Origin of the sequence: Halomonas garicola (genome assembly GCF_031935715.1) — a bacterium.
Lineage (GTDB): Bacteria > Pseudomonadota > Gammaproteobacteria > Pseudomonadales > Halomonadaceae > Vreelandella > Vreelandella garicola.
In genome coordinates this window covers 31,390-42,748 of the sequence record NZ_JASSZF010000017.1, presented here as the reverse complement: position 1 = coordinate 42,748, position 11,359 = coordinate 31,390, and the positions used below count along the sequence as shown (strand labels likewise).

Below are 11,359 nucleotides of genomic sequence, written 5' to 3'. Positions count from 1 at the left end.
CCCCGGGATCGTCGGCCCCTCGACCGGCTCACCCAAGGAACCCTTCTATAGATTCGCTTGATCCTCGCCCACCAACAAAGGAAGCGACCATGTCATCACGACACTCAGCCAGTGCTGACGCGTCGACATCGCCCCCCATCTATCCGGATGCCGTTCTGGCGCACCGGGGGTTCTTTCGCCATATGCACAAGGGTATGACCATCACCTCCGCGCTGCTGGTGCTTGCCTTCGCGCTCTTCACCGGCATCGACCCGGAGTTTTCCGGAGCCCTATTCGGCACGGCCCGGGAGTGGATCGAAACCACCTTTGGCGGTTATTACATGATCACCATCGTGTTTCTGATTGCCGTCTGCCTCTATATCGTGCTGAGCCGCCACGGCAGCGTGCGCCTCGGCACCGACGACAGCCGCCCCGAGTTCAGCAACTTCTCCTGGTTTTCGATGCTTTTCTCCGCGGGTATCGGTATCGGCATCCTGTTTTTCGGCGTCGCCGAACCGATCTTCTATCTGGACGACAGCGGTGCCCTCGGCTACCCCAACAACCCTCACGCCGACATGGCCGGCGCCGCGGCCATCGGCCACGCGCGCGCCGTGGATGCCCTGCGCGTGGCGGTCTTCCACTGGGGTCTGCACGGCTGGGCGGTTTACGTCATCGTCGGCATGGCGCTAGCCTACTTTGCCTATCGGCGCGGCCTGCCGCTGGCGCTCAGATCCTCGCTCTACCCCTTCATCGGCGATCGCATCTACGGCCCCATTGGTCACGTCGTCGACATCCTCGGCGTGCTGGGCTGCGTGTTCGGCGTCGCTACCTCGCTGGGCCTCGGCGTCAGCCAGATGGCCGTGGGGCTCGAACGCCTGATCGGCGTCAGCGCCGGCCTCGATACCCAGCTTACGCTCATCGCTCTGATCTCGACGGTGTCCATCCTCTCCGCCGTTTCCGGGGTGCGCCGCGGCATCAAGGTCATCTCCGAGCTCAACATCTGGGTGTCGGTGCTGGTCGTGGGCGCCTTTTTGATCGGCGGGCCGACCCTGTGGCTGATCGCCGTCTTTGGCGAGACCATGGCCGACTACGCCGTCAACTTCGTGCCCATGGGCCTGTGGTTTGCCGATGAGCCGGGGCCCTCGCAGTGGCAGCAGGCCTGGACCATCTTCTACTGGGGCTGGTGGCTTGCCTGGGCGCCTTTCGTCGGCCTGTTCATCGCGCGCATCTCCAAGGGCCGCACCCTGCGGGAATTTGTGCTCGGCGTGCTGCTGGTTCCCACGATGATCATCTTTGTGTGGCTGATCACCTTCGGCGGCACCGCGCTCCATCAGGAGCTGAACGCCGCCGGCGGGCCCGGCACGGCGGGGATCATTGATCTGGTCAACAACTGGAACCTGCCCGCCGCGCTGTTCGCCAGCGCCGACGGCGTAGCCGGTACCGGCGCCGTCGGCTGGACCCTCTCTGCGCTGATGGTCTTTCTGCTCATGAGCTGGTTCGTCACTTCCTCGGACTCCGGCACCCTGGTACTTACGACTATCCTCTCGCTGGGTAACAGCGAGCCGCCCCAGCGCTTTCGCGTCTTCTGGGGCCTGGTCATCGGCCTGGTGGCCGCCGTACTGCTGCTGGCCGGCGGACTCAAGGCGCTGCAGACCGCGCTGCTCGCCGCCGCCCTGCCGCTGAGCGTGGTCATCCTGGTCATGACCCTCGGCGTGCTGGTGTCGCTGTTCCAGGAATCCCACCGGGCGCAGCCGGCGAAATCCTGAGCCCCTCGAGCGCCGGGCGCTACCCGGCGCTCACTGCCTCGCCTGGCGCGGCGATATCCCGTAGCGGTCGCGGAAGGCCCGGGACAGGCTCGAGCTCGAGCCAAAGCCGCAGGCCAGCCCCACCGCGAGGATATCCAGGTCGGTTTCCTCCAGCAGGTAGCGCGCCCGCTCCAGGCGCAGCGCCAGATACCGGCGCTGCGGAGAAACCCCCAGGGTGTCTCTGAAGAGCCGCTGCAGCTGGCGCAGCGAAACGCCGCTGCGACGGGCGACCTCGGTGAGCGCCAGCGGCGTTTCCAGGTGATTTTCCATCAGATTAACGGCGTCGATCAGCCGCCGATTGTGAGTCCCCAGGCGGCGCGCCAGGGTCATGCGCTGCTGATCGTGGCGGGTGCGAATGCGCGCGTGGACCAGCTGTTCGGAGACGTCCACCGCCAGCCGCTGGCCGTGGCGGCGAGCGATGGCGTGCAGCGCCATGTCCATGGCCGCGGTACCGCCGGCGCAGGAAAAGCGTCGCTCGCCAAGCTCAAAAAGCTCGTCAGAGGTGGCAATGGCCGGAAAGCGTTCGTGAAAGGCCGGCAGGCTTTCCCAGTGCAGCGTCACCCGCTCGCCTTCCAGCAGCCCCGCCGCCGCCAGCAGAAAACACCCGGTATCCAGCCCGCCCAGCGCGCCGCCGGCGGCCTCGATACGGTGAAGCCAGCGCACCAGCGCCCGGCTCAGGTAGCGTTCGGGGTCAAAGCCGCTGCATACCGCAAGCGACGACAATGAATGCGCCTGGCTAATGGACTGATCGGCGAGCAGCGTCATGCCGTTGGAGGCGGTCACCGGACTTCCGTCTTCGCTGACCAGCGTCCAGTCAAACAGCGGACGCCCGCTGATACGGTTGGCGATGCGTAGCGGCTCCACCGCCGAAAAAAACGCCATCATCGAGAAACGCGGCAGTAGCAGAAACCCCACCGGCTCGGGGGTGGGGCCGAAGTAGTCAAGGCGCATGGCACAAACCGCAACAGCAAGGGAGGCCGTTTATAGTGGCCGCCCGGCGCCGGTCGAACAAGGGCATCGTTGCAACCGCCCGCGCAGTCTCTACAATCGGCACGACTACGCCACGACGCCGACCCCACGCCCATGAGACTCCACGCCCCCGATACCGCCCCGGAGCGAATCGGTTTTTTGCTGCTGCCGCGCTTTGCCATGGTCGCCTTCTTCTCGGCCGTGGAACCCTTGCGTATCGCCAACCGCATCAGCGGACAGACCCTGTTCGACTGGGACATCATCAGCCAGGACGGCGGCCCGGTGGCCGCCTCCAACGGCATGACCCTGGACGCCGGCCACGCCATGGCCGCGGCACCTGCCGTGCCAAGCCTGGCGGTGTGCGCAAGCTTTGCCCCGGAGGCCGGCATCGATGCGGCCCTGCTCGACTGGCTGCGCGCGCGCGCCGCCGCGGGTTGCGTTCTCGGCGGCGTGGACACCGGCTGCTTTGCCCTGGCCGCGGCCGGCCTGCTCGACGACCAGACGGTGACGCTGCACTGGGAGTCACTGCCCGAGTTTCGCGCCCGCTTCCCGCGGGTCGACGCCGTCGAGTCGATCTTTGAAGTCACCCCCGAAAGCTTCTCCTGCGCCGGGGGCAGCGCCGCCATCGACATGAGCCTTGACCTGATCCGCCGCCGCCACGGCGACCGGCTGGTCAAGCGCGTTCGCGAGCAGCTGATCCACGACCCCGGGCGGCGGCCGGCCAGCCGCCAGCGCGACCGCGGCCGGCCCGACGATCCCAACCTGCAAAAAGCCATCGACCTGATGGAAGCCAACCTGGAAACGCCGCTGGCCATCGGCGAGCTGGCCGCCAGGCTCAACCTCTCCTGGCGCAGCCTGGAGCGGCTGTTCGCCCGCCATCTGGAAAGCTCCCCCCAGCGCGTCTATCTCGACAGGCGCCTCGGCCACGCCCAGCGGCTGCTGCGCGACACCCGCCACAGCGTCATGGATATCGCCCTTGCCTGCGGCTTTGCCTCGGCGTCGAGCTTTACCCGCGCCTTCCGCCGGCGCCACGGGCTGACCCCCAGCGCCTGGCGGCGGCTGCCCTGAGCCGCACCTGTCGAATTGTGCATAGCCGCCGTCGAATTCTGTGGTGAATCACCGCCGCGGCGCTGCCATCCTGTGGCCGTTCCCATGACGACGCTCAGGAGTTTTTCATGACACACAGCGAACTACCGCTAACGCCCGATTACGATGCCTGGCCGGTGGACGCCGACCTGGTCGACGTTGCCTTTACCCCGCGCCTGGTCACGGTGAACTGGAGCGACGGCCGCGTCAGCCGCTATCACAGCGTCTGGCTGCGCGAAAACGCCGCCGACGAAAGCACCGTCAATCCGGCGACCCGCGAGCGCATCCTGGATCTCTCCACCCTGTCGGCCTGGCCGGAAGTCTCCGTCGCCGAGATCGACGACGCCGGCGCCCTCTGCGTCACCTTCGGCCCCGAGGATCGCCGCCTGCGCTTCCACCCCGGCTGGCTGCGGGCCAACGACTACGACAACGCCACCGACCCCGAAGCGCCGCTGGTGCCGGTCACCACCTGGCTTGGCGGCGCCGATGCCAGCCCCGACACCCTGGACGCCAGCGGGCTGCTGGATACCACGCCGGAAAGCGAAGCCGAAGAGGCCGTTCTCGCCCCGGCGCTGGAAAGCGTGCTCGGCAAGGGCCTGGTGCGGCTGCGCAACCTGCCCACCGAACCCGACTCCATCGAGTCGCTGGCCCGGCGTATCGGCCCGGTGCGACCCACCAACTTCGGCCAGCTGTTCGACGTCAAGGCCAAGCCCGACCCGGACTCCAACGCCTATACCTCCATCGCCCTGCCGCCCCACGTCGACCTGCCCACCCGCGAGTATCACCCGGGCCTGCAAATGCTCTACTGCCTGGAAAACAGCGTGGAAGGCGGTCAAGCGGTGATGATGGACGGCTTTGCCATCGCCGAAGCCCTGCGCGACCGCCACCCCGACGCCTGGGAAACGCTGACCCGGGTTCGCTGGCGCTACGCCAATACCGCGCGCACCACCGACTACGTCTGGTTCGAGCCGATGATTCGCCTCGATGCCCGCGGCGAGCTGCTCGAGGTGCGCATTGCCGACTTCCTGCGCGGCCCGCTGCAGACCGCCTTTGAAGACGTCGAGCCGGCCTATGAAGCGCTGATGACGCTGCAGCAGCTGCTGCGCGACCCGGCGTTTTCCATCCGCTTTACCTATCATCCCGGCGACGTGGTCATCTTCGACAACCGCCGCCTGCTGCACGCCCGGGACGCCTTCGAGAACAGCACCGGCCGCCGCTGGCTGCAGGGCTGCTACATGGAGCGTGACGAGGTGCGTTCGCGCTATCGCATGATTGAGCGCGCCCGCCGCCAGCGTCGCCTGGACGACGCTGCCTAAATAGGCCCCTCGCCGGAGGCTCACCATGACCGCCACCGCCCAGCCACCCGCTACCGCCGTTTCCGCGGCCTGGAGCCTCTGGGCGCTGCTGCTCGGGGTGGGCCTTTTGATGCTGGGCAACGGCCTGCAGGGCAGCCTGCTTGGCGTGCGCGCCGCCGAAGAGGCCTTCGGCAATACCGTGACCGGCGTGGTGATGTCGGCCTATTTCGTCGGCTTTCTGGCGGGCTCGACCCTGGCGCCGCGCAAGCTGCGCGACGTCGGCCACGTACGGGTCTTCGCCGCCCTGGCCTCGGTCACCTCGGTTGCCATTCTCGTGCACGCGCTGTTCGTCGACCCCTGGGTATGGGCCGCCATGCGCGCGCTCACCGGCTTCACCTATGCGGGCCTTTACGTGGTCACCGAAAGCTGGCTGAACGGCCATGCCGGCAACCACCTGCGCGGCCGGCTGCTGGCCTTCTACATGGTGATCACTTACCTTGGCATGGGCGGCGGCCAGCTGATGCTGAACCTGGCCGACCCCAACGGCATCATCCTCTTTCTGGTGGTCTCAATTCTGGTGTCGCTGGCGCTGGTGCCGATTTTGCTCAGCTACACGCCCCAGCCGGATACCGGCCAGCCGGAATCCATGAGCCTCAGGCGGCTCTACCGGCTGTCGCCGCTGGGCACCATGGGCTGCCTGCTGACCGGCATCGCCAACGGCAGCGTCTTCGGCATGGGAGCGGTCTTCGCCAATGCCCGCGGCCTGGCCTTCGACCAGGTGGCGGCCTTCATGGGCGCCTTCATTCTCGGCGGTGCCCTGCTGCAGTGGCCCCTGGGCAAGCTCTCGGACAAGACCGACCGCCAGCTTGTCATCATGATCGTCGCCGGCCTGGCAACGGCGCTTGCCCTACTCGGCCTCTTCGTCGACGGCGCCGGCCAGCTGACCCTGCTCGGCGTGCTGCTCGGCGGCACCACCCTGACCCTCTATTCGCTCTTTCTCGCCTGCGCCAACGACGTCCTCAGCCCGTCGCAGACCGTGGCCGCCAGCAGCAGCCTGGTACTGGCGCTGGGGATCGGTGCCATCCTTGGCCCCTTGAGCACCGGGCTACTCATGGAGTGGCTCGGCCCCGCGGGGTTTCTCTGGGATCTGGCGCTGATCCACGCCGCTATCGTCGCCTTCGGCGGCTACTGCCTCGTACGCCACCCGGCGACGGTCGCCGACGATCAAGGCCGCTATGTGGCGGTTCCCGCCGGGACCGCGACCCTCGGCGCCACCTGGGTCGAAGAAGCGGCGAGCGAGCCGACCCAGCTCGAGCTTGATTTCGACCCGGCGCCGGATGCCGCGGCCGAGGCGGAGCCGCAGGACTGACGGCCTGTTAATTCGGCAAATCGAATCAAGCATCAGGCGACCAGCGCTGCGCCGAGCAGGCGCCCGTCACTCTCGTCGGCGTAGAGCTTGAGGCAGCCCGCATTGCGCCCAGCCATCAGCGCTCGCGCCTGTTTGCTGAAATCGACGCTGCCGGTGACGATGCCGGTGTCGGGCAGCTGCCGCGACGTCAGACCCGCATGGCCCGCGCCCGGCTCAGTGAAGACGATCCCCTGGGGCGTGCGTCGAGCAAGACATTGGGCATCCGGATGCAGGGCGTGATAGGCGGCAATTCTTCCCGCGTCCGCCGCCTCGTGCAGCAGCGGGCGCAGCCCGTCCACGTCGCCGGCGATAAAAACCGGCAGCTCGCCGATACGCAGCGTCGATTCGTCGAACAACGGCACGCCCCGCTGGTCGAGTTCTACCCCCAGTTTCTCGAGACCCAGCCCTTCGACGTTGGGCCGCCGCCCCAGGGAGGCGAGCACCCAGTCGACCTCCACTGCTTTCCCGCCGCCCTGAACCATCACGCCAGTATCACTTTGGTGCAGCGACACATCCGCCTCAGTGGTGACCGTCATCTGGCGCTCGAGCACCTCGAGCAGGCTGGCATTGACCTGCGGGTCGCTCAGTCCCGCCACGCTGGACCCGCGAGTGAACCCGTGCACCTCGCAGCCGAGCTGGGCAAACGCCTGGCCCAGCTCCACGCCGATCGGCCCCAGGCCGACCACGCCCAGGCGCCTGCCCGGCGCCTCGAGCTCGAAGACATCGTCGGAGGTCACCACGCGATCGCCGAGAGAGCGCCAAGCCTCGGGCAGGTTGGGCCGAGTACCGGTGGCGATGATTACGCTCTCGGCTTCAATCCGCTCGCCGTTGACTTCGAGGGTGGTGGGGTCGAGAAAGCGCGGCTGTCCGTGAATGCTGCGCTCGCCGAGGGATTCGGCGGTGTCGATCGGACCGGCAGTGAAGCGATCACGCAGGGTGCGCACGTGCGCCATGATCGTGACCAGATCCGCTTCAAGGGTGTCGGTGCCTCGTATTCCGCTCTCTCCCAGCCAGTCCCGGCGCCCGTAGGCATGGGCGACCTCGAGCAGCGCTTTCGAGGGCATGCAGCCAACCCGCGCGCAGGTCGTGCCGTAAGGGCCGGCGTTGATCAGCAGCACGTCGTCCGTGTAGCGCCGCGCCTCGCTGAGGGCAGTCAGCCCCGCTGTGCCGGCGCCCAGAATCACCAGCTTCACTTGTCGTGTCATGATTTCTCCCTCTTTCACCGTGTTGCGTTGACCCACCTATCCCACGTCATGGCCAGCCGCTTGGAGACGATCCAGGCTCAAGGAACAGCGATCAGCGCGGTATCATTCTCCGAGCATCTCCGTGTCCTCGACAAACAGTCCCACGAGCTCCGCGTCTTCGCGCTTGGCCAGCCGCGTGGCCTCGTCGAGCATCCGCTGGGCGCGACGATTGCCGTCGAGCAGTACCACGACCCGCGAAATCAGGCGACCACTGTCATGTATCGTCATCGCGCTTCGCATCCTGTCGGTTGTCGCCGCTGCTCTGCCGGCGGCCAATGTCGGCGAACTCGTTCAGGCAATCCGCGACGCGCCGGTTGACAGTGCCAGCGGGGAAGGAGCCGTCTGTCTGGCGCTCACCGGCAACCAGGCCAGTCAGCAGACCGATGGCCTCATCGACGCTATCAAGCGCATACACCCTGAACTGCCCGGCCCGTACCGCCTCGACTACATCGCTGCGCAGCATGAGATGCACCGCGTTGGCCCTGGGCAGCAGGACGCCGTGACTGCCATTCAGCCCCCGGGCCCGGCAGATGTCGAAAACCCCCTCGATCTTCTCGTTGACGCCGCCCACCGCCTGCACCTGCCCGTGCTGGTTGACGGAACCGGTCACCGCCAGGGATTGCCGCAGCGGCGCCCTGGCGAGCACCGAAAGCAAGGCGCAGAACTCGGCCACGGAGGCGCTGTCGCCGTCGACCATGCCGTAGGACTGCTCGAAGGCCAGGCTCGCCGACAGCGACAGCGCCGATTCACCGGCGTAGCGCGAGGCCAGCAGGCGCGACAGGATCATCACCCCCTTGGAGTGGATGTTGCCGCCCAGCTTGGCCTCGCGCTCGATATCCACCAGGCCACCGCGCCCGGGCCGCGCCGTGGCGGTGATGCGGGTGGGACGCCCGAAGGAATGGCCGCCGAGCTGGATCACCGACAGGCCGTTGACCTGGCCCAGCGCCTCCCCGGCGGTGTCGATGAGCATGATGTCGCGCAGAATCGAGCGCTCCAGGCTCTCGTGCACCCGCGCGGCGCGATAGATCTGCTGGTCGATGGCTTCTTGCACATGTTCGGCGGTGACCTGATCGCTTCCCGCCTCGGCGGCCCAGTAGTCCGCCTCGCGCAGCAGATCGCGAAAGGCGCGGCGCTGGACGGAAAGGCGCTCGCTGTCGTCGGCGAGACGGCTGGCATGCTCGATGAGCCGCGCCACGGCGTCGCGCCCCAAAGCCTTGAGATTCGCCTCCCGGGCCAGGGTGGCGAACAGGCGCGCATAGAGCCGCTGGGTATCCGCGTCGCGCTGCACGTCTTCCTCGAGGTCCGCCTGTACCTTGAACAACTCCAGGAAGTCCGGGTCGTAGGCGCACAGCAGGTAGTACAGCATGCGATTGCCGATCAGCACGACCTTTAGATCCAGCGGCATGGGCTCGGGCTCCAGAGACACCGTGCTGGCCAGGCTGTAGAGCTGTTCCAGGGACTCGATCTTGACCCGCGCCCCGTAGAGGGCACGCTTGAGGCCCTCCCAGACGAAGGGTTGGGTCAACACCTTGACGGCGTCGAGGATCAGATAGCCGCCGTTGGCGCGGTGCAGCGCGCCGGCCCGGATAAGGCGAAAGTCGGTCAGCAGCGCGCCCTGGTGCACCTGATGCTCTACCCGCCCCACCAGATGCTGATAAGTCGGCATGTCCTCGTAAACTACCGCGGCCCCCTGCTGCTCGGCGCTGTCCACCAGCAGGTTGGCCTGATAGCGACTGAAGACCGAGGCCATGGAACTATTGCCGGGCGCCTCCTGACTGATCAGCGCATTGACGTTCTCGGTCACGTCCTTCTGGATGGCATTGATGTGCTCGACCGCTCGGGGGTGGTCACGATAGGCCTCGCGCAGCTCCTCGAGCAGCGGCCCCACCGAGGCCGCAGCCATCTCCTCGTTAAGCTCCTGGATGCGCTGCTGCACCTCCTTGCGCCAGCGCGGCATCTGCTGAACCGTCTTCTGCAGTTTCTCCTGCAACACCGCGATGGTGCGCTGAATGGCCTGGCGACGCTCCTCGGGCAGCGCCTGGAACGCCTCCACGTCCATCACCTCGCCTTCGTCGTTGCGCGGCGCAAAGCTGAAGCCATGGGGCGACTGGATCAGGGCAATGTGATCCTGCTCGGCCTCCTTGCCGATCTCGCGAAACGCCTCGCTTTGGCGCTGACCCAGCTCCTGCTGGATTTCATGCAGGCGGCTCTGGTACTCGTCGCTCTCGAAGGTGGAAGGAATGGCGTGCTGCAGCTCCTCGACCAGCTGCTCGAGATCACGTCGAAACCGCGCGCCCTTTCCCGCGGGTAATTCGATAAGACGTGGATGCCTGCCCTGCATGAAATCGTGCAGATAGCACCAGTCGGAAGGCGTCAGCGCCTGGCGGGAACGCTCGTGTAGAAAGCGCTGCACGATCTCGTGCTTGCCCGCCCCGGAAGGCCCCAGCACGAACAGGTTGTAGCCCTGCCCCTGGATGCCCGTGCCGAAACGCAGCGCCTCTAGCGCTCGCTCCTGACCAATCAGCTGATCAAGCGCCCTGAGTTCGTCGCTGGTCTCGAAATCCAGCGAATCGGGGTCGCAATGTCGGTAGAGCCGATCAGCGGCAAGCGGTGCAGGATGAGCCGTCATGATTTCCTCATGCCCCCTGAGTTCAAGTAGTATAGTGGCATAACAAGTCAGGAAAACACTGAATAAATGTCTTCATGACACGGTAACATCTTCGTTCATGTAGTATGAATTCTCACTACGCTTAAAGGTTAGTTAACTTTTCAGGGTGCGATTAATGGGTTGGGCCTATGTTTTCTGGGCGGCATTTGTCGAAATCTTCTGGGTTCTGGGCTTGAAGTATTCAGACAATCTCTGGATGTGGTCGGGAACGGTCATTGCGCTCGTTTTCAGCTTTTATTTCATCATCAAGGCCTGCGCCGTGCTGCCCTCCGGGGCGGTCTATGCGACCTTCACCGGAACCGGCGCAGCCGCCATCGCCATCATCGACTTTACCCTGCTGGGCGAGCCGTTTACCTTCCTCAAGGGGCTGTTTATCCTGTCTATCATTGTTGGGGTTGTCGGGGTTCAGCTGACCACTGAAGCTGACAGGAAGCCACTTGAAAAGGCTCCGAGCCCAAAGGGAGACCGTGCATAAATGGCCTGGATCTACCTGTTTATTGCCAGTTTCGGCGAGATCTTCGGCGTTGCCAGCATCAACATGTACCTGAAAAGAAACTCATGGAAATGGCTGCTGACGGTTATCGTCGTCTTTTCATTGGGCTTTTACTTTCTTGCCCTGGCGATGCGCGAGATCCCTCTGGGCACCGCCTATGCCATCTGGACCGGGCTTGGCGCCACGGGCGCCGTCATCATGGGAGTAATGTTCTTCCGGGAGCCCATGAGCCGTCTGCGTCTTGTATTCCTGACTTTTATCATCTGTGGCGCCGTTGGCCTGAAAATCGTGGCGTAGTAATCGTGGCGTAGTATAAGCACCTTGAGCGCCTTCTGCTGCGCTGGTAGCTGGGCTTTGCTTACCCCTCTTTGCTCTCTGTTCGGACCTTTGCAATAATCGTGCTCTGCAACGG

At 65.6% G+C, this 11,359-nt stretch carries 10 protein-coding genes; 6 read left to right on the top strand and 4 right to left on the bottom strand.

The genetic code is table 11. The features are described 5' to 3' along the window. Nucleotides 1-89: 89 nt before the first annotated feature. Nucleotides 90-1,745 (top strand): BCCT family transporter, encoded by a 1,656-nt coding sequence (locus RS027_RS07850; RefSeq protein WP_376717588.1) that lies wholly within the window; start codon nucleotides 90-92, stop codon nucleotides 1,743-1,745. Nucleotides 1,746-1,775: 30 nt separating this feature from the next. Here RS027_RS07850 and RS027_RS07845 read toward each other — a convergent pair whose 3' ends face one another. After that, the gene (locus RS027_RS07845) at nucleotides 1,776-2,735 is read right to left on the bottom strand and encodes a GlxA family transcriptional regulator (protein WP_311955759.1); all 960 of its coding nucleotides are present in this window, start codon (nucleotides 2,733-2,735) and stop codon (nucleotides 1,776-1,778) included. A 132-nt stretch (nucleotides 2,736-2,867) separates the two neighbouring features. Between RS027_RS07845 and RS027_RS07840 the strand changes: the two genes are divergently transcribed. The 3 genes from RS027_RS07840 to RS027_RS07830 all read left to right on the top strand — a co-directional run bounded on the left by RS027_RS07840 (nucleotide 2,868) and on the right by RS027_RS07830 (nucleotide 6,503). After that, complete coding sequence (locus tag RS027_RS07840) at nucleotides 2,868-3,821, top strand: GlxA family transcriptional regulator (protein WP_311955757.1); 954 nt, start codon at nucleotides 2,868-2,870, stop codon at nucleotides 3,819-3,821. A gap of 107 nt (nucleotides 3,822-3,928) precedes the next feature. After that, nucleotides 3,929-5,155 (top strand): TauD/TfdA family dioxygenase, encoded by a 1,227-nt coding sequence (locus RS027_RS07835; RefSeq protein ID WP_311955754.1) that lies wholly within the window; start codon nucleotides 3,929-3,931, stop codon nucleotides 5,153-5,155. Nucleotides 5,156-5,180: 25 nt separating this feature from the next. Next, complete coding sequence (locus RS027_RS07830) at nucleotides 5,181-6,503, top strand: MFS transporter (protein ID WP_311955752.1); 1,323 nt, start codon at nucleotides 5,181-5,183, stop codon at nucleotides 6,501-6,503. 32 nt (nucleotides 6,504-6,535) lie between these two features. On the opposite strand, the gene RS027_RS07825 is transcribed toward RS027_RS07830, so the two are convergent. The 3 genes from RS027_RS07825 to RS027_RS07815 form a co-directional block, all read right to left on the bottom strand. Then, nucleotides 6,536-7,747, bottom strand: coding sequence for a dihydrolipoyl dehydrogenase (locus RS027_RS07825; RefSeq protein ID WP_311955749.1), 1,212 nt, complete (start codon nucleotides 7,745-7,747; stop codon nucleotides 6,536-6,538). A 102-nt stretch (nucleotides 7,748-7,849) separates the two neighbouring features. Further along, nucleotides 7,850-8,014: a putative universal stress family protein gene (locus tag RS027_RS07820; RefSeq protein WP_311883521.1), complete on the bottom strand. Its 165-nt coding sequence runs from the start codon at nucleotides 8,012-8,014 to the stop codon at nucleotides 7,850-7,852. Further along, nucleotides 8,001-10,415: a Lon protease family protein gene (locus tag RS027_RS07815; RefSeq protein WP_311955746.1), complete on the bottom strand. Its 2,415-nt coding sequence runs from the start codon at nucleotides 10,413-10,415 to the stop codon at nucleotides 8,001-8,003. The genes RS027_RS07820 and RS027_RS07815 overlap by 14 nt, the downstream gene beginning before the upstream one ends. 154 nt (nucleotides 10,416-10,569) lie before the next feature. On the opposite strand from RS027_RS07815, the gene RS027_RS07810 reads away from it, so the two are divergent. Beyond that, complete coding sequence (locus RS027_RS07810; RefSeq protein WP_311883525.1) at nucleotides 10,570-10,929, top strand: DMT family transporter; 360 nt, start codon at nucleotides 10,570-10,572, stop codon at nucleotides 10,927-10,929. Next, the gene (locus tag RS027_RS07805; protein WP_311883527.1) at nucleotides 10,930-11,244 is read left to right on the top strand and encodes a DMT family transporter; all 315 of its coding nucleotides are present in this window, start codon (nucleotides 10,930-10,932) and stop codon (nucleotides 11,242-11,244) included. Nucleotides 11,245-11,359: the final 115 nt, after the last annotated feature.